The 20,191-nt window shown below is 47.1% G+C and carries 21 protein-coding genes; 20 read left to right on the forward strand and 1 reads right to left on the reverse strand.

The window, feature by feature from the left end:
* Positions 1 to 52 precede the first annotated feature (52 nt).
* The 12 genes from LX98_RS00695 to rlmB all read left to right on the forward strand — a co-directional run bounded on the left by LX98_RS00695 (position 53) and on the right by rlmB (position 11,064).
* On the forward strand, positions 53 to 805 hold the full coding sequence (locus tag LX98_RS00695) for a hypothetical protein (RefSeq protein WP_496427082.1): 753 nt from the start codon (positions 53 to 55) through the stop codon (positions 803 to 805).
* A 221-nt stretch (positions 806 to 1,026) separates the two neighbouring features.
* Positions 1,027 to 1,365, forward strand: coding sequence for a divalent cation tolerance protein CutA (cutA, locus tag LX98_RS00700; RefSeq protein ID WP_496427083.1), 339 nt, complete (start codon positions 1,027 to 1,029; stop codon positions 1,363 to 1,365).
* Between the two features lie 79 nt (positions 1,366 to 1,444).
* Positions 1,445 to 2,446, forward strand: a complete 1,002-nt coding sequence (locus LX98_RS00705) for a peptidoglycan DD-metalloendopeptidase family protein (protein ID WP_496427084.1) — start codon at positions 1,445 to 1,447, stop codon at positions 2,444 to 2,446.
* Positions 2,447 to 2,876: 430 nt separating this feature from the next.
* Complete coding sequence (locus tag LX98_RS00710) at positions 2,877 to 3,767, forward strand: thiamine pyrophosphate-dependent enzyme (RefSeq protein ID WP_496427085.1); 891 nt, start codon at positions 2,877 to 2,879, stop codon at positions 3,765 to 3,767.
* Between the two features lie 63 nt (positions 3,768 to 3,830).
* Positions 3,831 to 4,568 carry a 2-oxoacid:ferredoxin oxidoreductase subunit gamma family protein gene (locus LX98_RS00715; RefSeq protein WP_312647025.1) on the forward strand — a complete coding sequence of 246 codons (738 nt, stop codon included), beginning with the start codon at positions 3,831 to 3,833 and terminating at the stop codon, positions 4,566 to 4,568.
* A gap of 34 nt (positions 4,569 to 4,602) precedes the next feature.
* Positions 4,603 to 4,926: a pyruvate ferredoxin oxidoreductase gene (locus LX98_RS00720; protein WP_312644824.1), complete on the forward strand. Its 324-nt coding sequence runs from the start codon at positions 4,603 to 4,605 to the stop codon at positions 4,924 to 4,926.
* Positions 4,927 to 4,982: 56 nt separating this feature from the next.
* Positions 4,983 to 5,744: a carbon monoxide dehydrogenase beta subunit family protein gene (locus tag LX98_RS00725; RefSeq protein ID WP_496427086.1), complete on the forward strand. Its 762-nt coding sequence runs from the start codon at positions 4,983 to 4,985 to the stop codon at positions 5,742 to 5,744.
* A 43-nt stretch (positions 5,745 to 5,787) separates the two neighbouring features.
* The gene (locus tag LX98_RS00730; protein WP_496427087.1) at positions 5,788 to 7,140 is read left to right on the forward strand and encodes a transketolase C-terminal domain-containing protein; all 1,353 of its coding nucleotides are present in this window, start codon (positions 5,788 to 5,790) and stop codon (positions 7,138 to 7,140) included.
* A gap of 148 nt (positions 7,141 to 7,288) precedes the next feature.
* Entirely contained in the window at positions 7,289 to 8,125 is an 837-nt protein-coding gene (gene surE / locus LX98_RS00735; protein ID WP_496427088.1) for a 5'/3'-nucleotidase SurE, read from the forward strand.
* A gap of 49 nt (positions 8,126 to 8,174) precedes the next feature.
* On the forward strand, positions 8,175 to 8,786 hold the full coding sequence (locus LX98_RS00740; protein WP_496427089.1) for a VTT domain-containing protein: 612 nt from the start codon (positions 8,175 to 8,177) through the stop codon (positions 8,784 to 8,786).
* A gap of 3 nt (positions 8,787 to 8,789) precedes the next feature.
* Entirely contained in the window at positions 8,790 to 10,325 is a 1,536-nt protein-coding gene (cysS, locus tag LX98_RS00745; protein WP_496427090.1) for a cysteine--tRNA ligase, read from the forward strand.
* Positions 10,300 to 11,064, forward strand: coding sequence for a 23S rRNA (guanosine(2251)-2'-O)-methyltransferase RlmB (gene rlmB / locus LX98_RS00750; protein WP_496427091.1), 765 nt, complete (start codon positions 10,300 to 10,302; stop codon positions 11,062 to 11,064). The genes cysS and rlmB overlap by 26 nt, the downstream gene beginning before the upstream one ends.
* 14 nt (positions 11,065 to 11,078) lie before the next feature.
* Here rlmB and LX98_RS00755 read toward each other — a convergent pair whose 3' ends face one another.
* Positions 11,079 to 11,339 (reverse strand): response regulator transcription factor, encoded by a 261-nt coding sequence (locus LX98_RS00755; RefSeq protein WP_312644810.1) that lies wholly within the window; start codon positions 11,337 to 11,339, stop codon positions 11,079 to 11,081.
* Positions 11,340 to 11,464: 125 nt separating this feature from the next.
* Between LX98_RS00755 and LX98_RS00760 the strand changes: the two genes are divergently transcribed.
* From LX98_RS00760 to LX98_RS00795, 8 genes are all read left to right on the forward strand, one after another.
* Positions 11,465 to 12,238 (forward strand): prepilin peptidase, encoded by a 774-nt coding sequence (locus tag LX98_RS00760; protein ID WP_496427092.1) that lies wholly within the window; start codon positions 11,465 to 11,467, stop codon positions 12,236 to 12,238.
* 92 nt (positions 12,239 to 12,330) lie between these two features.
* The gene (locus tag LX98_RS00765; RefSeq protein WP_496427093.1) at positions 12,331 to 12,777 is read left to right on the forward strand and encodes a GspH/FimT family pseudopilin; all 447 of its coding nucleotides are present in this window, start codon (positions 12,331 to 12,333) and stop codon (positions 12,775 to 12,777) included.
* Positions 12,777 to 13,193, forward strand: coding sequence for a prepilin-type N-terminal cleavage/methylation domain-containing protein (locus LX98_RS00770; RefSeq protein WP_496427094.1), 417 nt, complete (start codon positions 12,777 to 12,779; stop codon positions 13,191 to 13,193). The genes LX98_RS00765 and LX98_RS00770 overlap by 1 nt, the downstream gene beginning before the upstream one ends.
* A gap of 14 nt (positions 13,194 to 13,207) precedes the next feature.
* Positions 13,208 to 13,816: a PilW family protein gene (locus LX98_RS00775; RefSeq protein WP_496427095.1), complete on the forward strand. Its 609-nt coding sequence runs from the start codon at positions 13,208 to 13,210 to the stop codon at positions 13,814 to 13,816.
* A gap of 23 nt (positions 13,817 to 13,839) precedes the next feature.
* A complete protein-coding gene (locus LX98_RS00780) occupies positions 13,840 to 15,132 on the forward strand; it encodes a PilX N-terminal domain-containing pilus assembly protein (protein ID WP_496427096.1) in 1,293 nt (430 codons plus the stop codon).
* A 363-nt stretch (positions 15,133 to 15,495) separates the two neighbouring features.
* Entirely contained in the window at positions 15,496 to 17,730 is a 2,235-nt protein-coding gene (locus tag LX98_RS00785) for an NADP-dependent isocitrate dehydrogenase (RefSeq protein ID WP_496427097.1), read from the forward strand.
* Positions 17,731 to 17,838: 108 nt separating this feature from the next.
* Complete coding sequence (locus LX98_RS00790) at positions 17,839 to 18,516, forward strand: methyltransferase domain-containing protein (RefSeq protein ID WP_496427098.1); 678 nt, start codon at positions 17,839 to 17,841, stop codon at positions 18,514 to 18,516.
* A gap of 452 nt (positions 18,517 to 18,968) precedes the next feature.
* Positions 18,969 to 20,165: an ATP citrate lyase citrate-binding domain-containing protein gene (locus tag LX98_RS00795; protein WP_496427099.1), complete on the forward strand. Its 1,197-nt coding sequence runs from the start codon at positions 18,969 to 18,971 to the stop codon at positions 20,163 to 20,165.
* Positions 20,166 to 20,191: the final 26 nt, after the last annotated feature.

Consider the following 20,191-nt stretch of genomic DNA (forward strand, 5'->3'; position numbering starts at 1 on the left):
GCTGCAAAGTTTTTATGCCAAGAGCACTGACAAACTTGAAAGGAGCATTTACATGAGGGTCTCTCGCATTCGTCTGTCTCTATTGGTAATGGTATTTCTCTGTCTCTCTACTGTACCTGGCTGTCTTGGGAAGCGGGAATGGCAATACCCCCCGGCCTCGACGGGCTCATTCCTGAACGAAAAAGCCGCCGCGCCAATCCCCGCTAAAGCCATTGTTCTTCCCTTAGAAGATTTGAGGGGAAATGAGGTTAAAGAGGAATATTGGAAGGCCGCCATCCCTCTGGTTCCCTATGGAGACACACGATATCAACGTCCTGAGGCCGCACCCAACCCTGAAGAGGTGGATGTCGTCAAATTTGATCCGGCTAATGATCTTGCTCAATCCATCGTTGCGGAATTAAAGCACGCAGAAATTTTTTCCTCGGTTGATTTTGCCAAAGATGAAGGACAACAACAGGCGGATGTGGCCTTTCGAGGTCGTCTCCGTTCTACTGACTGGAACCGTCGATTGTACTCGTATCTATTAGCTCCCGTGGGAGTGGTTTTTTGGATGTTAGGCCTTCCCATGAGTGAAACCACTACCGCTCTGGAGCTTGATCTTCGATTAACCCCCCTGAATGATCCGTCGAAAGTGTTATGGAATATGACAATGGAATTCGAAGGGACGCAGCTTGATGGACCGTATTATGGTCTTGAAAATGCTGTCGAAAGTTATCCTGAGGCTATGCAAGAGGCCTTAAAACCCGCCATTGCAGATTTGATTGGCTTGGCCAACGAAGACCCAACCCGGCTAATGCCACGCTAAGTGATTGAATTTATTGCCATGTGAAGTATCCAGAAAAAATATGAAATATCTGGTTGATATTTGGTAAGCAGAAGATTATTTTAAGCTTCAGGAATTGAAAAAACGGCCGATAATGATTAGGAAACACTGACATCTTACAAGGACGTTCGTTGTCGTCTCTCATGAATTCATGAGATCTTATTCTTTCATTCAAGATTTCAGGCACTTGGTAGCATTTTTATATGGAAGAAATGGTCGTAATGGTGACGGTAGGTTCTGAGGGAGAGGCTATAAGCCTGTCAAGGATTTTGGTGAAGAACGGATTAGCCGCTTGCGTCAATATTATTCCAGGCGTGCGATCAATTTTTCATTGGGATGGGAAAATTGCTGAGGAACAGGAATTTTTGCTATTGGCAAAAACTGTGAGACGGTCATTTGACCAATTCGTTTCCATGGTGAAAGCCAATCACAGTTATAAGGTTCCTGAAATCATTGCTCTCCCTATTCAGCTTGGGAGTGAAGAATATTTAGCCTGGATTCGAGACACAACCAAGGGTCGGGTCGGCATGACTGAGGAGTAAGGGAAAGTGTTTCTGGGCTCAATGTCTGCATGCATGAATGAAAACCTTAATGCTCTTAATTTTATAATTTGGGTGAATTATGAAAGAGTCTGAAGATACGTTGACGGTTATAATCTTTCGTGGGGCCCGCTCAAATCCCTGGCGCCTAAAACTCCGAAAATCTCTTGTGAAGTATGGAATGATTGTGGGGTTAGTGTTGCTGCTCGTTCAGGGTGGGGTTATTACGCATTATGTTTACCAGTGGAGCCAACTGAGTGAATTAGGAGAAATAAAACAAGAATTAACGACCTCGCGTGCTCGAACCAGTAATTTTTCAACCGAAGTAGATGGAATGAAAAAGCGGATGTTAGCGCTTGAGACCCTTAATCGGAAGCTCCAAACCATGTTTGGTCTTGAGGCGGATGAGATTCAGGGGCTTCCTTCGGGTCTCCCTGGCCAGGGGGGAGAGGAATTGCCATATGAGGAGATGCCATACGATGGGGTCCAGGAAGAGGCGTCCTGGGAGTTAAAGACTTCAATTGAAAAAACAGGTACGTCCTCTGAGGTCTCTGGTTTAAATTCGACCATGGACCGAAAAATAACCGAGATTAAGGCTGGACTAGAGTGGCTAAATCAACAAACTGAATTGGAAAGTCAAATTTTGGAAGAGCTATCTGCCGCAGCCCAGCAAAAAGCTGATCAATGGGCCTCCATCCCTTCCATCTGGCCAGTTAAAGGAGCCTTAACCTCAAAGTTTGGTCCACGGGTCTCCCCCTTTACGGGTAAAAAAGCCTTGCATGCAGGTATTGATATCGGTGCTCCTACTGGTACCGAAGTTCGTTCTCCTGCAGCGGGGAAAGTCGTCGTGGCCGCCTATGATGGGCGTATGGGGAAATTTGTTCGTATTGACCATGGTTACGGCATAGAAACGACCTATGGTCATATGTCCAAAATTAATGTGAAATATGGTGATAAAGTTCAAAGAGGCGATCTTGTCGGTCTAGTCGGGAGCACGGGAAAGTTTTCTACGGGACCCCATCTTCACTATCAAGTGGCTGTAAATGATAGAGTCGTAGATCCCATTCATTACATTTTGGATTAGCCTAGCCTGCCCATTCAGGCCTTGGAGATTTCTTAATTATCTACCAGGTCTGCTTGTGATTTTTTCTTGCTACACTTCCACTTACACCTTCTTTTGAAAAGTTCGGGACAAAAGACCTAAGCCGTTTCGTTCGAGACTGGGTCTTCTTTTATAGAGGGTGGGCCTTCTTTTGTGTTGAATTATCTATAGCAATTGCATAGATTAACCTTAGAAGATGTTGATGCATTTTTGGTTTGTGAAGGAAATTTAGAAAATGCTCAGGACATTCAAGGAAATATTATTTGAAATTTAAGTCTACCCGTTAAATTGACAATAATTTGTTTTCTTTGTTAATTTCTTGTCTTATTGGGGTATTTTACCTATCCCAGAGTTGTTTCTAAAAATTGATGGTGATGGTTACTTTTGCTTTTAACCAAGGAGGAGGCCCGATATGAGTCTCGATTACGTAAAATTCACGCCCGGTTTCGGAAAATTCATGCCAAAAGAATATAGGGATATGGTCGAACATGGTCCTTTTGGGAAAAAAACCTCTGTTTCGCAAGTGGGAACGTTTAAGGAAATCTTAGAGGAACATCCTATGTGTGCGGGATGCGCGATGACCTTGTTTATCCGATTGGCTATTATTGCATTCCCAAATCCAGAAGATACGATTACAGTTGGTACTGCAGGATGCGGGCGATTAGCCATCTCTCAGGCAGCTATTCCTTTTGTCTATGGAAATTACGGCGATCAAAATGGGGTGGCCAGTGGATTGTCACGCGGACTTCGCTTGAGATTTGGAGATCGCCCTAAAGATGTTGTCGTGATGGCGGGGGATGGGGGAATGGCAGACATTGGCTTTGCTCAAACTTTGCATTCCTGGTTTCGAAAGGAAAAATTTACGACCATCATGTTGGATAACGAAGTATATGGGAATACCGGTGGTCAAGAAAGTGGCATGACCAACAAGGGCCAAGTTTTGAAGATGGCACCTTTAGGGAAAAAATTTGAAAAGATGGATATGTTAGGAATGGCCAAGGTTGCGGGGTGTGCCTATGTGGCGACAGTGGTTCCCAATAATCCAAGAAGAGTGGAAAGTGTCATTAAAAAAGCGGTCCTGATTGCGCGAGAAGTTGGCCCAACGTATATCCAAGCCTATACCTCATGTAATATTGAATACGCGATTCCAACAGATAAAGTGATGGAAGATGCCAAAGATGTCGAGAATGATCGTTATGCATTTTCTGAATATCTTACAGACGAAGCCAAGCAGTATTTAGGGGAATTATATGGGTACAAAGAATATCTACCCAAGCCTGCAGCTGCAGTAACAAAAGCGTAGTCGTCTCCCCGATAGTTTGCGTGCTTGGTTGAGATGCTCTTATGAAAATTGAGGAGGTTGAAAATGGCTATTCGTTATAACATTCGTATGGCAGGCGTTGGTGGTCAGGGTGTGGTGACTGCATCCCACATTTTTAGCACAGCGGTCATTAATGCTGGGGGAGAGAGCACCATCGTTCCGTTTTATGGGTCTGAAAAGCGAATGGCTCCCGTAGAAAGTTATGTTCGTGTTTCAAATGAACCGATTTATGAAATTGGAGAAATTACCTTTCCCCATATCCTCATGGTCTTTCATCCACAGTGCATTACCCATGGTAAGAGCTACACGAATCCATTTTATTATGGGTTAAAAAAAGAGGGAGTCGTTCTTATTAATAGCAATACACCCATGAATCTTGAGCCGGATCAAGCTGCCGAATTGAAAGAACTGGGTGCAAAAATTTATTACCTTCCAGCCACCCAAATGTCTTTAGATGTGGCGGGAATTGATTTGGCCACCAATATGGCGATGGTAGGAGCCATCGGCGCAATTACGGGACTTTCGACTATAGAGGCCACCGGAGAGGCTGTGAAAGATAGATTTCTCGGAAAAGGTTTTGTGGTGTCAGGTGGAACTGCTGCATTGGATAGTGTGGTGGAAAGAAAGTTCAAGAAGAAGGCGGAATTGATTGAGAAAAATTTAGCGGTGGTAAAGGCTGGTTGGGATTATGCTGTCGATAATGGATGGACATTGGGAGCCTCCTCAATGGCTGACCAAACAACTAGTGCGGCAAATAAAGCAGCGGCAAAGGCTTCGGTCTAAAAACGAAAATAGAAGGAATTGAAAGGGGAGAGCGATGTATCTTGTTGCAAATATAGATATAGATATTTGTGCTGCAACCAGCTGTAAGTTGTGCACACAATACTGTCCGGAAGCCAATACGATTCAGTATGATACGGAGGCGGGAAAGGACAGGGGTTTAAAGTATGGGTCGGCTTATGTCGCCGTTGATCGTTGCAAGGGTTGCGCACAATGCGTATGGGTGTGTGACAATATGGCCAAGCATCATGCCATTAAAATGGAAATGATTGATCAAATTGGGGATGCGGCACTTACTGAAAATATTTCCTACTTGGAAAAAAATACTAAACCGGTTCTCGCTAGTCCGCTGAGGGGATAATCTAAGAAAAGTTTTTCATTCTCCAGTCATTTCATACTCATTAATCGGAGTCCAACGTGGAATTAACGAAAGAGTTAGAAGAAGCAATCGTGGCCCCAGGGCCACAAGGTTTTCATCCACCATCTGCTGCGGAACTTGGTGTCCTGACGCCCGAACAAGGCTATGGTTTGAAGTTTGGCCATGTTGTTGCGGAAGAGCTGGCAATGGAAGCTATGGCGCGTACAATGTTGACTCGAAAGAATGCAACCATTTTCCCTGGTCCGATGGTTTTGTGGAATTGGAATGATCATGCGGCCGATAAGGCTAGAGCTGTATTAGAGCTAGCAGCCCAATTGCCCGATGTGCTCGTCATTCCCATGCCGGATTATCGCCCCAAGTACCCAAAGGTTGAACCGGAGGAAGTGATCAATCCGAATCATCCCAATCTGACAATATGGGGAAATAAGATTGAAGCCTGTATTTTTATCGGGGTCCATTGTCACTATGCTAACCTAACTCTCAAAATGATTCGAGCTGGAACCAATTGCTGGACATCTGCTATTTGTGCGGAACAAGGGCATGAGGATGCCATGTTCACGGTTCGAGATTCTGATGCCACAAAGATCCGAAGGGTTGCAGCAGTTTTTAAGCGGGTACGAGAAGAAATGGGGATAAAATTACCAGAAAGTGGCAATAATGTTCGTTTTACTGGACTACAGTCCAAGGTCCATGGTGGAAAAACACACACCAATCCTCTGGATTTTAGTATTGAAAGCCCGGTTGATGGAGACGCAGCAGCGTTTGGCCATAAACCTGAACATATGCAAAGAGAAGCATGAGTATATCTGTAAATTTTCATTTAAGTAATAAGGGGGTCAAACCATGAGCGAAGCCCTTGAATCAGAAGTTAAAACCAATCCCCAAGGTGATCCAATCACGAGTGCGCCGGCTGCACCATCGGTTGATAGCGAAAAGGGAAGAAAGGACCCTCATGGAGAGGCGAAGCGCCAGAGGGTTGTCTCTCCAGAATATATGTTTTTTGAGGCTCCACGTGAACGGGAATTCATTACCGGGAGTGAATGTGCAAAAGAGGCGGTGAGGCGCTCAAATGTAGATATGTCCGTGGCCTATCCCATTACCCCACAAAGCGAAACCTTGCAATTAATCGGAGTCTTGTATGGTGAAGGGTATGTGAAGGAATTCTATCGAGGTGAGGAAGAATATGGGGTCATGTCGGCAATTGCTGGCGCTTCCCGTGCAGGGGTTCGAGCTTTTACGGCTACAGCTGGTCCCGGAACATTGCGAGGTCTTGAGCCCATTGTCTCATGGGCCGGTCACCGCCTTCCCGCTGTTTGCATGTTTACGTGCAGGGTCGTGAATGCTCCATTGGCTATCCAACCTGATAATATTGAAATTGCTTACCTTTTAAACAGCGGAATGTTGGTCTTTCATGCGGAAAATCAACAGGATCTGTTCGACTTTATTATGAAGGGTTTTATCATCAGCGAAAAAAATGATGTGACCCTTCCAGTGGGTGTCTGTTGTGATGGTTTTTTTGTGACTCATGCTCGAGGGTATTGTTCGATGCAGGATCGTGGGCTCAAGCTCCCGCCTCGAGACCCCTACCGAGGGTCGGTCCCGGTTTTAGATGCGGAGAACCCTCCAGCTCGATTGTCCCGTGATGCTCCAGTGCAAAAATCTAATTTTATGGCCTACAACATTCATGCGGTGTGGCAGCAGGAAGTGTGGGCTGGCGTAGAACGGTCACGGAAATATATTAATCAATATATGGATGGATTGTTAGAAGCTCAGGATGTGGAAGACGCAGATGTTCTCCTTATTGCTTCGGGGAGTGCTGCGGCACAATCCCGCGAAGCGGTTCGCCAATGTAAAGAGAAAGGCATTAAGGCAGGATTAATCAAAATTCGTTCCTTGCGCCCTTTCCCAACAAATGAACTAAGAGAGCTGTGTGGCAAAGCCAAGCTTATTGTTATCCCGGAATTTAATTATGTCGGATGGTTGGCCAAAGATGTGGCTACGGCAATTTATGGTTTCTCAAACGCAAAAATTGTGGCCGGCCCACATGTCTACGGTGGGATGTCCATGCCAGTTGAGATGATTACGGATGAAGTGGAATGTGGTTTAACCGGTAAGAAGTCGAACACGGTTCCAGAGTCTCATATCATGGGAACGGTGGATCCAGCAGCGGTTGCTCATTTTATGAAGAGCATTTAGAATCAGTAAAGTAGCAAAAATAGCAAAACCAAAAGCCCGTCCCAAGAATAATTGGGGCGGGCTTTTCTTTGCCATCAGGAAAAATTAAGGATTCATAAAGGGATAGGCTGTCGGTTAGTACAAGCTACTGATAAAGTAAAAGGCTTAGATGATCTTTTCTTCTCCCCGACCAAACATCTTGGTTACCAATGACGATGGAATAAATGCTCCTGGCATCAAGGTGTTGGCTGAGGCTCTGAGGCCGTTAGGGGAAGTTTGGGTTGTGGCCCCAGAGAAAACCCAAAATGCCGTTGGGCGGTCGATGACATTGCATAAACCATTGAGGCTGCGTCCTCTGAAAAAACGATGGTATGCCGTTAATGGGACCCCAGCGGATTGCGTGACACTAGCCGTGTGTCATCTTCTGTCGGCGTGCCTGCCAAAATTGGTGGTATCAGGTATTAATAATGGATGGAATTTGGGTGATGACGTTACCAATTCCGGAACGGTTGCCGGTGCCATTGAAGGTATGCTTCATGGGATTCCTTCTATTGCTATTTCCCTGGAAGACTTACCAAAATGCCAATATGCCGTCGCAGGCCATTTTGCCTTTTTGGTTGCCAAACGGGTTTTAGATGGTGGGCTTCCTGAAGAAACCATATTGAACGTGAATGTTCCGAGTCGTCGATTGGAGAACATTGCCGGTGTTCAAATAACTTGTTTGAGCCAGCGACGTTATCTCAATCCCGTAGTCGAAAAGACAGATCCGAGAGGTAATCGATATTTTTGGATTGCCGGACAACGAGAATCATGGGCTAGAGGAAAGCATTCTGATCATGACGCCGTTTCCAATCAAATGGTTTCAATTTCTCCACTTCATTTGGATTTGACCGATTATTCTGCGATGCAGGCGCTGAAGGGGTGGGAGAAGGCTCTGTTCCCCTTAAAACAATCCTTGCGAAAACCAATCAAGGTTTCTGGGAAAGGTAAGCGATCTCCAGTATAACCAAAATGTCTACGAGGGACTGAGAACCAGCAATTTCTACTGAACAAATATGGAATTGGGCAAACAATTATACGAGTGGATGTTATCGTGGTCTGACTCTCCCTATGGAGTTCCGGTCTTATTCTGTCTCGCTTTCGCCGAATCTTCATTTTTCCCATTGCCTCCTGATGTGTTAGTCATTGCGCTTACTCTTGGCAATCCAAGCCTGGGTTGGTGGTACGCAACGGTTGCGACAGTGGGGTCTGTACTTGGAGGAGCTTTTGGATATGGAATCGGATGGTTTGGGGGACGGCCTCTTCTGCTTAAATTTATGGGGCAAGCCAGAATGGATTTGGTGCATCAGTATTTTCAACGGTATGAAGCCTGGGCTATTCTCATTGCAGGCTTCACCCCCATTCCGTACAAAATTTTTACCATTGGGGCAGGAGCGTTTTATGTGAACTTTCGAACTTTTATGGTGGCCTCACTTATCAGTCGGGGCGGTCGGTTTTTTCTCGTTGCAGGTGCTATCCAATTCATGGGCCCATGGGTCAAAGAACTCATCGAAAAGTACTTCAACTTATTTTCCATTGTCTTTGTGGTGATGTTGGTGCTTGGATTTTGGCTGGTCCAACATCATGGAAAAAAACTCACACATCCCGCGCCAACTCGAGAACAGTAAGTCATGTCTCTCACCCTGTATAACTCCCGAACAAAAAAGAAAGAACTGTTTCTCCCGCTGACGCCGAATCAGGTTAAGATGTATGTTTGCGGGGTCACGGTATATGATGATTGTCATCTTGGACATGCCAGGAGTGCGTTAGTTTTCGATACCATCAGGCGGTATTTGGAGTACAGCGGTTACCAGGTAACCTATGTCAGAAATTTTACAGATGTGGACGATAAGATTCTCCAACGAGCTCACAAAGAAGGTATTCCCTGGACTCAGGTGACGGAAAAATATATCGAAGCCTTTTATCGCGACATGGGGCGATTGGGAATTATTTCCCCCACAATAGAGCCTCGGGCGACTCACCATATCCAGGATATCGTGGACATGATTGCGGGATTAGTTGAGAAGGACGTTGCCTATGAGGTGGAAGGTGACGTGTATTTTGAAGTCAGAAAGTTCAGTCAGTATGGCCAATTATCCGGTAGGAATCTGGAAGAATTATTGGCCGGTGCTCGCGTTGAAGTCGACCATCGGAAAAAAGATCCCATGGATTTTGCTCTCTGGAAATCAGCAAAGCCGGATGAGCCAGGGTGGGAGAGCCCTTGGGGTAAAGGTCGACCGGGTTGGCATATCGAATGTTCGGCCATGTCGATCAAGCACTTGGGTCCAACATTCGATATCCATGGAGGGGGGAAGGATCTCATTTTCCCGCATCACGAAAATGAAGTGGCTCAGTCCTGTGCCTACACGGGAAAGGAGTTTGCCCGGTATTGGATTCACAACGGGTTTGTAACGATTGATCAAGAGAAAATGTCCAAGTCATTGGGGAATTTTTTTACGATTCGAGAGATTTTCGAGAAATCACCATATTCAGAAATCGTAACCGGGGAATGTCTTCGCTATTACCTCCTCTCCACGCATTACCGGAGCGATATCAATTTTTCTGACCAATCCATTTCCGAAACCAAATCGGCTATGGATTCCATCTATGGACTCATTCGGCGACTGGAGGAATTCGATACTCAAGCGGATAATCAAGGTAACGAAGAGTGGGGGCGCGTCTCGGATCATTTTGCCAAAAAATTTCAGGAAAGTATGGATGATGATTTCAATACACCCAAGGTGCTCGGAGCTTTTCACGAACTTCGAGGAGAGATCAATAAATTATTGGGAAAGGGGTTATCCAGCCAGGCTAAACAAAAAGTCAAAGAGGCACTGAAAAAGTTTGGCGAACCGCTCGGGTTATTCCAGTTGAATCCTAAAGAATGGCCGTTTGTTGCATACGGTTCTGCAACGATAAAGGGTGGCGGTTCTTTGAAGGCAGAAGGAAAGAAAACCGCTTACGGTTCTACAATAATTAGTGGTGGTGGTTCTGTGGAGGCTTCTCGTTTCGTAAGTTCGGATTGGATCGAGGAAAAAATTCGCCTTCGCAATGAAGCTCGGGCTCAAAAAGATTTTTCTACCGCTGATACCATCAGAAATGAATTAGCCGAACAAGGCATCATCCTGGAAGACCGACCCGATGGCACCACACGATGGAAGCGATGAACCCCCGGCAACGGTTTACGGGTTTCATGCGGTTCTAGAATCTCTCCACTCGCAGTCTCGGCCCGTCCAACGAATTTGGACTCTTCGGGCTGATGGCCGATTTCTTCCCATTGTAAAATTGGCGAGGGAACGTGGTATTTCCCTGGCTGTCGAATCAAGGGAGCGATTAGATCGCTTAGCTGGCGATCGACATCATCAGGGCGTGGTGGCTCAGGTTTCCGCCAAGGAGTATCTGGAGGGAGAGGAGTTGCTGGACCTACTTTCTCTTAACCATACCCCTGCTTTATTAGTGGTGTTAGACCAAATCCAGGATCCACATAACTTAGGCGCGATTGTGCGTTCGGTAGAGGCGGCAGGCGGAAATGGGATTGTCATCCCCAAGCACCGTGCCGTGGGTCTGACGGGTGGAGTGGCCAAAGCATCGGCTGGGGCTTTAGAGCATGTCTCCATTGCCCGTGTAACCAATACGGGAAAGTTTCTTGAAACATGTCAGAAGCGGGACATCAGGACTGTCGCATTAGTCCCGGAAGGAGTTGAATTCTATTCAGAGGCAGACCTCACAGTACCCGTTGCGCTGGTGTTTGGAAGTGAAGGAGAAGGGATCCGGCCGATTGTGCTAAAAAAATGCGATCAACACGTTAGAATTCCAATGTTTGGAAGGATGAACTCGCTGAATTTGTCAGTTGCCGTAGCAGTGACACTCTTCGAAGCAGTTCGGCAACGGACTCAAAAACCATAAGAGCCATGCGGAAATTATTTTATCTGAATCAGGCCTTCCTGAATTGCGGCGTTGAGCAGTTGGGCGGCATTAGAAACCCGAACCTTCTTCATCATATTGGCCCGGTGGGCTTCAACCGTTTTGACGCTAATTTTTAATTGCTGTGCAATCTCTTTATTCTTCAACCCTGACCAGATGAGTTGCAGGATTTCTTGCTCGCGTTGAGTCAGGGCCTCTGGGCGTTTTCGCTTAATAGGTGGCATGTCCAATTTATCCGGTTTTAGTTGGTTGGTCATGGGTACCTCAGGCATTTCCTCTAGGCGAATTATCTAAGGGAGAATATCAGGTCATTTTAGGATTGTAAACCGAAAGAATACGTAAACTCACCCTAGTCGAATTAACTACGGAATATGTGACTTTTATGTCTCACTGGATTGTTTGGCCGAGCGTCTTTATTCTGGGAACGATCATTGGGAGTTTCTTGACAGTATGTGTGCACAGAGTGCCAAAGAGACAATCAGTAGTGGCTCCTCGGTCGGCATGCCCCCATTGCGGCAGCCAGATTTGCTGGTATGACAATGTTCCTCTTTTGAGTTTTATCTGGCTACTGGGAAAGTGTCGAGCTTGCCATGCGGGTATTCCGCGAAGATACCCCATTATTGAGTTGGCAAATGGCTTAGGCTATCTCCTGGTGGTCTGGCGGTTTGGGCTCACGTGGCCCACGATCGTATATGCGGGGTTGGTGTCGGTGTTCCTTGTGGTGGCTTGGATTGATTGGGACCACAAAATTATTCCGGATGTGATTACATTACCTGGAATTGTGATTGGCTTTTTGTGCGCATCCTTTCTCCTACCGACGGGCTGGGTCAATTCGTTTATCGGTCTGTTGGTGGGAGGGGGGATTTTACTAGCTCTCGCGTGGGTCAGTCCCTTCTTGTTCGGAAAAGAAGGCATTGGAGGTGGTGATATCAAATTCTTGGCCATGGTGGGAGCCTTTTTGGGGTGGCAGCAGGCCATACTAACCCTGATGGTGGGATCAGTGGTTGGCGCGGTTGTCGGGATAATATTGCTGGCCACGAAGGTCCTTGAAAGAGGCCAATACATTCCTTTCGGACCATATCTAGCGCTTGGCGGTCTGATCGCGGTGGTGTGGGGAACGGAATTATGGCACTGGTATTTTCATGGGTTGTTATAAGTACCCAACGAATTCAGCAAGGCAGATGCGACCACACGGAGTCGGTTCAAGACGTTACTCTAACAGGGACAAGACGATTGAAGAGATCTCTTTTGTGTACCAGAGGTTTTACCCTCACTGAATTAATCATCGTGCTTGGCATTATCGGGGTAGTCTTGATGTTAGCTCAGGCCTGGTTGGTATCCCAGTTACCTCATTGGCGCTTGAATGGAGCAGCCAGACAGGTGTCCTCTGACCTTTTAGGGGCAAAAATGAAGGCTGTGATTGAGCGGAATAGGCAACGAGTTTTCTTTCAGGATCATCATCGGTATGTGTTATTGGATGATGATAATAATAATGGAAAGTCCGACCCGGGCGAACATCTTGTCGCTCGCGATATTCAGGAGAGTTTTCGAGATGTCATGATGACGGCCACCAACAATCCCTCCTTTCTGCCAAGAGGAACGGCGTCCAGCTTAGCTTCTATTACCCTGTCCAATTCAGCCGGAAAACGGATTATTACGGTTAGCATAACCGGACGGGTAAAAGTGAAGTCTTAATGAATATCATGATGCATGAGGGATATCGCGTGACGAGTTGCCTGCGAGATCAACGAGGGTTCTCTTTGTTAGAAGTGCTCATGGCCCTGGTGGTGGTTTTCCTGGCGCTCCTTGGATTTGCAGGCTATTCCGTTGTCGCTCATACGGGCATGACCGCGAGTGAAAAAATGACCAGAGCCGTCACCCTCGCCCAGGAAAAATTGGAAGACGTGCGCCGGGATGGAGTGCCCAGTTCGTTTACCGGTACATGGACTAATAAGGAACCCTATGGCTCAATTGCCGGTGCGAGTCATCATCAACGAACGCTCACGATTCAACCCCATTTTCCAATATCCGGGTTACACACTGTCACGGTCGAAGTGCGGTGGGATCACGATGCGCATACCACCACCCTTACCACTTATCTCACAAAGTAAAAGTGAATACGCAGATGCCACATGTTTCGATAGGGGCCCCTCAGGGGTATACCCTCGTTGAGGTCGTGGTGGCCCTGAGCTTGAGTCTCCTGACAGTGAGTGTGGTCTATACTCTGTATATTCAAGAACTCAAAGCCCAGGGTGTGCGAGAGCAAATCCTGGACATGCAGCAACAGGCTCGCGTGGTGGTGGATTTGGTGACCAGGGAAATCCTGATGGCCGGTTATGATCCTCGCGGAGTGAATCGTGATTCCGATCTTGCTAATGATTTTGAGGGGATTACGTATGATCCCCAAAAGCTCTCTATCAAGGCTGACATAAATGGTAATGGCATCACCAGTGATGCCAATGAATCGATTGTCTTTGTCTATGATGCCTCGACCCACATGCTCCGGCGAAATACCGGTGGAGGAAATCAACCATTTGGTGAGGACATTGAAGCGTTTGTCATAGACTATCTTGATCAGGCTGGGAACCCGACCACAAATTCCAAAGCTATTCGACAAGTGAGAATTTCGGTGACAGCCCGAACGTCACAGCCTGATCCACAGTATGCCAAAAACGGTGGATATCGAACGGTGACTCTCCATTCCCGAATCACGATGAGAAATGGCCAATCATGATCGGATTCACTAGCAGGGAAGGAATGAGGCCTTGTCACAATTCCATGGGTGGAGCGCTCATTGCAGCCTTGTTGTTGGTCGCTATTTCCACAATTATGGGTGCGACGATTCTGTTTGCCACGTCCACCGATCTCCAAATCAGTGGAAATTTCCGAAGGGCAATGGCTACGTTCTATGCCGCAGAGGCGGGCATCGCAGAAACCGTCGTTCGTTTGGGTGGATCTTCCTTTTCCAATCCAGGATATCTCGGCGATCCTTCTCCCATCCTGCAAGCAAACTGGTCCGCCTATGTGTTGTCCTCCCCTGAGTGGAAACCACAGTATGATCCTGAATATTCAGGGGTTTTCACCAACTATTTTCCTTTGAGTGGAAATCTTACCAATACGGCAGTTCTTCCCAATAGTGTGCAAACTGATCTCCCTTACTGGACTAAAATTCGTCATAAAACCGAGTATGATGCGGAACGCGCGGGACACACTTCTCTGACCCCTCACTATCAAGATGGGGATGGAATAAGCGCGACGCATTCAATAAATAACCGAGGCAGCCTGGTCTTCTTTGGATTTGCATCAGAAAGTGAACTCATTCCCACGTCATTTACGTCAGCAAATCCCACTCCATATTCCCCAGTCGAAATCATCATCAGCCAGGGTCAGGTAGAAGGTGCCACGTCCCTGATTCAAGTGGAGGTTGCACACCCGTCTGGGCCGCCATTGTTGGCCGCCGTATATGCAAATAGTCAGGTCGTATTTGCTGGCGGAACCACAGCCATAGAAGGATTTGATAATTGTGGGCTCCTGGCAGGAGGTCGACCCCCGGTGCACTTGGGGCCTGCAGGTGCGTTGGCAGGAACCGCCACTTTCACAGGAAATCCCCCGACGCCACAAGCGGGCTCGGAATTCCTGGATTTAGTCAAGGTTTTAGATAACCTCAAGGGAGGCGCTCAGGTCATTTCAGGAGATCTTGTCGGTGGGAGTCTTGGGGCGCCTGGGAATCCTGCCCTGTTGTATGCCGAATCGCTTGCAGGGGGATTTTCGAGCCGACTTGCCGCTCTGAATTTCAATGGATATGGCATACTTTTGGTAAAGGGAAATCTAAACATTTCCGCGCCTTTTCATTGGGAAGGGCTCATCATTGTCGCTGGGCAAGTGACGTTTGATGGTGGAATTGGGAGTTCAGTCATTCAGGGTGCCCTCTTGGCAGACCAGATGCAGATACTGAATGGCGAGGTGAAGATAGCTCTGGATACCTGTCCGATCGCCGCGTCCCTTCGAGTGCTTCCGGTTGCAACCCTCAGTTGGCAACAACTTCTCTAGCATCTCTCTAAGACTTTTTCTATTACTCGACTGATAAATCTCAAAAAATTCGCCTGCAAGGCGAACTCTCAATAATTCCTCTAACTTCCAGTTTCTAGGTGAGTTTACTTTTTCGGGTAAAATTTTTCCGCAAACTTCCCCTTTTTCCGCATCTTTCCTGAGACTTTTGATTCGTGGCGACATGGGTCCTTTGATTGATTGCAGAAGGGTGACACCATTCTTACAATAGTTTTCTTGCCACGGCGTGGGGATTGGTTTAAAGATTTCATCTTAACCGCTTGTTGAGTTCCCCAATTGCGTGTTTGAGGCGAGTTCTTTCCAGGAAAAACGTGTTCTTAGTTAACTTTTAACGGGGTAAATGCCATGAGTGTACAACCAGACATTATTTACACGAAAGTTGATGAAGCGCCTGAGCTGGCCAGTGGATCATTTCTTCCAATCATTCAGTCATTTGCTAAAGCGGCAGGTGTAACCGTTGGCACCAAAGATATCTCCCTCGCGGGAAGAATTCTTGCCCAATTTCCTGACAAGCTCAAGCCTGAGCAACGACAGCCGGATGATCTGGCTCAATTAGGCGAGGTCGTTGAGAAGCCGGATGCCAATGTCATTAAATTACCAAACATCAGTGCATCGCTCCCACAAATTAAGGGTGCGATTGCTGAATTACAATCTCAGGGCTATGCGATCCCTGACTATCCTGAAGATCCTAAAAACGAAGAAGAAAAAGACATTAAGGCCAAATATGACAAAGTGAAGGGAAGCGCGGTCAATCCGGTGCTGCGGCAGGGGAATTCCGATCGTCGGGCTTCAGCCTCGGTCAAACAATACGCCAAAAAGAACCCGCATAAAATGGGTAAATGGACAAAAGATTCCAAAACACACGTGGCGCACATGACGACCGGAGATTTTTTCGGCAATGAAAAGTCCGTAACCATCAACGAGAAAGCTGCCGGAAAGGGAAAAATTGAATTTGTGGCAGACGATGGTAACGTTACCGTCGTGAAAGATAAATTAACCCTCAACAAGGGTGATGTACTGGATGCCAGCAAGATGAGTTGCCAGGCATTGCGTCAGTTCTTTAAAGAGCAGGTAGCAGATGCCAAACAGAAGGACATTTTGTGGTCGTTACACCTGAAGGCCACCATGATGAAAGTTTCGGATCCCATCATGTTTGGTCATGCGGTGAGGGCATTCTTCGACGATGTCTTTAAAAAGCATGAAAAAACGTTCGCTGAATTGGGCGCCAACCCGAATAACGGATTAGGTGACATCCTGGCCAAAATTAAAAATTTACCGGAGGCCAAAAAGAAGGAAATCGAGTCAGATATCCAGGACTGCCTCAAAAATGGACCGGCACTGGCGATGGTGGATTCCGACAAGGGCATTACCAACCTTCATGTGCCGAGTGACATCATCATTGATGCATCCATGGCGGCTGCACTGCGAACCTCGGGGAAAATGTGGGGACCTGATGGCAAAGAACATGACATGAAAGCCATCATTCCTGACCGGAGTTATGCCGGTATCTATCAGGCAGTGGTCGATTTTTGTCGCGAAAATGGCGAATTCAATCCGTCTACCATGGGTAGCGTCCCCAATGTGGGTTTAATGGCACAAAAAGCCGAAGAATACGGGTCACATGACAAGACATTTGAATCCACCGGGAAAGGCGTAGTCAGAGTGCTGGATGGAGCAGGGAATGTCTTGCTGCAACACGATGTTGAAAAAGGCGATATCTGGCGCAGTTGTTATACGACGGATGTTGCCGTTAAGGATTGGGTTAAGTTGGCTGTGAACCGGGCCAGGGCTTCTTCGACCCCGGTGGTATTCTGGCTCAATAAAAATCGGGCTCATGACGCCCAAGTCATTGAAAAAGTGAATCTCTACCTTAAGGATCACGATACCAAAGGGCTGGACATCCAAATTATGGCACCGGTGGATGCCATGAAGCACTCCCTCAAACGTGCAAAGGACGGCCTCGATACCATTTCGGCTACTGGAAATGTGCTTCGGGATTATCTCACTGACTTATTCCCCATTTTGGAGTTAGGAACAAGCGCCAAAATGCTGTCCATCGTTCCACTCATCAATGGTGGAGGTCTGTTTGAAACCGGAGCCGGAGGATCGGCCCCGAAGCATGTACAGCAGTTTGTCAAAGAAGGACATTTACGCTGGGATTCCCTCGGAGAGTTTCTCGCCTTAGCCGAGTCGTTTGCCCATTTGAGTCAAGTCAAAAACAACAAAAAAGCAAAAATTCTGGCGGACACTTTGGACAAGGCCACCGGAAAGCTTATGGACAACCGGAAGGCCCCAGGGCGTGAATTGGGGCAATTGGACAATGCGGGAAGTCATGTGTACGAGGCCATGTACTGGGCGCAAGAACTCGCCGCACAGAATGATGATCAGGACTTAAAAAAGCAATTTGCCCCGATCGCAAAAGAGTTGGAGTCCAAAGTCGATACAATTCTTGAAGAGATTAAAGCGGCAAAGGGACGGGCTCAGGATATTGGCGGGTATTATCGTCCCGATCCAACCAAGGTGATGACCGCCATGCGTCCCAGCGCGACTTTCAATGCCATCTTAAGTCGCTTAGCCTAGGTTCTCAACGTAGGCTGGTCTTCCGGTATTGTTCTTATACTGGGGATGTGTGCAACGAGCCGGGTTCCAAACGGAGCCCGGCTCGCCTTTTTTGGGGAGATAATTTCTGTGAGTCATGTGAAAATTGTGACACTTCCCAAAATCGGGGTTGTTCCCATTGTCTGTAAGACCAAGCGAGACATCTCTAGTGAAACCCCACTAGATGCACGGGATGACGAATCCCTCGGATGGGGGTACTGGGATCGAATTTGGCCTTCTGAAGTGGCCTTATCAGAATGCCTCATTCATCGGTTTTTCCCATCAAAACTGCAAGGCGTCAAGGTTCTGGAAATTGGCTGCGGAACAGGGTTGGCCGGAGTGGTTGCTACTCGGCTCGGGGCATTCACCATGTTTTCTGATATGGTGCCTATTACACTTGAAGCAACAAAGGAGTCCTGTCGTCTAAATCATATCAGCAATTTTGACACATGCCTGTTGGATTGGACGGAAAAGATTGGACCAAAAAAGTGTTTTTATGATTTGGTAATAGGCAGTGAAGTTTTTTATGACGAAGGAATATTAGCCGGCATTTCTCATATCCTTGGACAAGTGCTTACCCCAAAGGGGAAAGCCCTGTTTTGTGATCCAAATAGACTGGGATTTGATACCGTCGAACATGGGTTTAAAGAGAAATTTATTGTGGCAATAGAAGAAGTCCCGCTCAACTGGCCTCCCCGAAAAGATGCCGGAGTAGAAAAGAAGGGGTTTCTTTACCAATTAAGTCGCAGGAGTCAGGAGGCATTCTGACCAGATCATTTCCCACTCCTGAAGGAGTTATGAATGATGACGAGCCCCCAAACACAAGGTTGTCACGAAAAACAAAAATTTAGTGAGTAAAGTTAATGGGTTGTTAAAGCAACAAGACGGATGGCTAAATCCAGGGCAGGGTTTGTTCTCATACCAGGAGAGAGCGTAGGCCATTGCGAGGTTGGTTAAAAGAAGTCTGGGACTAAGTGTAGGGATGGGGGCTTCTCACCTCAAATAACTAATTTTAAACAAGTTTCTCTTTAAGGGTGTAGTGGTGTTCTTATGGGCATTCCACGTGGGAGCACTGGGACTTTTGAAAGGGGTTCATGGGTCTTTTGATTGATTGCAGCGGGAGGAGGGCATTCGTACAATGCACCGTTCCGCGAGGCAGGCGGGTTGTGCTACGTTTGTCCTTAACCATCATGATGAGTCCCTGAAGGAAGGGTTGGATTATGGCAAAAGTTCTTGAAGGCCCTGGAATGGGTTTACTTCGAAAATGGGGAATTTCAACTCCCAATTATGCTGTCGTGACCTCGAGTGATGAATTTGACCAGTTAGCTCAAGTCAATGATTGGCTCCAAAAAAGTAAACTGGTGGTTAAAGCGCATGAAGCGCTTGGTTCTCGTTTTAAATTGGGGTTAGTCAAGGTCGGCTTGGATTTGGCGGCTGCGAAAGCGGCTGTGCGGGAGATGCTTGGGAAAAAATTGGATACCCTGACGATTAGACAGGTGATTGTTTCCGAGGCGGTTGATCACAAAGAAGAATATTATGCCGCAGCCAAATCTACGCGTGATGGCGTGGACCTCCTGGTGGCAACCTGTGGTGGCATCGAAGTGGAATCTAATTGGGATAAGGTCAAGCATGTCTCCATCGAAACCGGTGAGACCCTGTCGGATTCAGCGCTTTCCTCCCTGGTAAAGGATGCGGGGTTTTCCGGCGATACGGCCGCTAAAATGGCGGAATTTTTGAAGAAATTATATGCCTGTTTTGATAATGAAGATGCTCAATACGTAGAAGTGAATCCAGTTGTGCTCAGTAGCCACGGGGAACTTATGGCTCTGGATGCGGTGACTCTTCTGGATGGTGATGCCAAGTTCCGGCATAAGGACTGGACTTTTCCGTTTGCGGCCGAATTTGGTCGTGCCTATACCAAAAATGAAGAAGAGGTCATGGCGGTTGATGCCAAGGTGAAAGGTTCAGTCAAGCTCATTGAGATTCCCGGCGGCAATATTGCGATGTTACCTGCCGGTGGTGGAGCCAGCGTTTATTATTCAGATGCGGTGGTGGCCCGTGGTGGCAAACTTGCAAATTATGCAGAATATTCAGGTGATCCACCGGACTGGGCAGTGGAAGTTCTGACGGAAAAAGTCTGCTCGTTGCCTGGCATCAAGCATATTATTGTGGGTGGAGCCATTGCGAATTTTACCGACGTCAAAAAGACCTTTGGTGGCATTATCAACGCGTTTCGCAAGGCTAAAGCGGAAGGCAAGCTTCAGGGTGTCAAGATTTGGGTGCGCCGCGGTGGGCCAAACGAATTGCAGGGATTAGCGGCCATGCGTGCGCTTCAGGATGAGGGTTTTGATATTCAGGTATTTGACCGCAAAACGCCGTTAACGGACATTGTCGATATGGCCATGGCCGCAAAATAACCTATTAGACCTTGAGGATGTAGGAG

The sequence above is a fragment of the Nitrospira marina genome (assembly GCF_059568365.1).

Bases quoted from the DNA above. Each gene is read 5' to 3' on its own strand.
- surE (WP_496427088.1), top strand. From the start codon at position 7,289: ATGATCTTTTCTTCTCCCCGACCAAACATCTTGGTTACCAATGACGAT.
- LX98_RS00720 (WP_312644824.1), top strand. From the start codon at position 4,603: ATGTATCTTGTTGCAAATATAGATATAGATATTTGTGCTGCAACCAGC.
- LX98_RS00780 (WP_496427096.1), top strand. From the start codon at position 13,840: ATGAGGCCTTGTCACAATTCCATGGGTGGAGCGCTCATTGCAGCCTTG.
- LX98_RS00730 (WP_496427087.1), top strand. From the start codon at position 5,788: ATGAGCGAAGCCCTTGAATCAGAAGTTAAAACCAATCCCCAAGGTGAT.
- LX98_RS00775 (WP_496427095.1), top strand. From the start codon at position 13,208: ATGCCACATGTTTCGATAGGGGCCCCTCAGGGGTATACCCTCGTTGAG.
- LX98_RS00715 (WP_312647025.1), top strand. From the start codon at position 3,831: ATGGCTATTCGTTATAACATTCGTATGGCAGGCGTTGGTGGTCAGGGT.
- rlmB (WP_496427091.1), top strand. From the start codon at position 10,300: ATGGCACCACACGATGGAAGCGATGAACCCCCGGCAACGGTTTACGGG.
- LX98_RS00795 (WP_496427099.1), top strand. From the start codon at position 18,969: ATGGCAAAAGTTCTTGAAGGCCCTGGAATGGGTTTACTTCGAAAATGG.
- LX98_RS00770 (WP_496427094.1), top strand. From the start codon at position 12,777: ATGAATATCATGATGCATGAGGGATATCGCGTGACGAGTTGCCTGCGA.
- LX98_RS00760 (WP_496427092.1), top strand. From the start codon at position 11,465: ATGTCTCACTGGATTGTTTGGCCGAGCGTCTTTATTCTGGGAACGATC.
- LX98_RS00785 (WP_496427097.1), top strand. From the start codon at position 15,496: ATGAGTGTACAACCAGACATTATTTACACGAAAGTTGATGAAGCGCCT.
- LX98_RS00710 (WP_496427085.1), top strand. From the start codon at position 2,877: ATGAGTCTCGATTACGTAAAATTCACGCCCGGTTTCGGAAAATTCATG.
- LX98_RS00705 (WP_496427084.1), top strand. From the start codon at position 1,445: ATGAAAGAGTCTGAAGATACGTTGACGGTTATAATCTTTCGTGGGGCC.
- LX98_RS00695 (WP_496427082.1), top strand. From the start codon at position 53: ATGAGGGTCTCTCGCATTCGTCTGTCTCTATTGGTAATGGTATTTCTC.
- LX98_RS00755 (WP_312644810.1), bottom strand. From the start codon at position 11,339: ATGACCAACCAACTAAAACCGGATAAATTGGACATGCCACCTATTAAG.
- LX98_RS00740 (WP_496427089.1), top strand. From the start codon at position 8,175: ATGGAATTGGGCAAACAATTATACGAGTGGATGTTATCGTGGTCTGAC.
- cysS (WP_496427090.1), top strand. From the start codon at position 8,790: ATGTCTCTCACCCTGTATAACTCCCGAACAAAAAAGAAAGAACTGTTT.
- cutA (WP_496427083.1), top strand. From the start codon at position 1,027: ATGGAAGAAATGGTCGTAATGGTGACGGTAGGTTCTGAGGGAGAGGCT.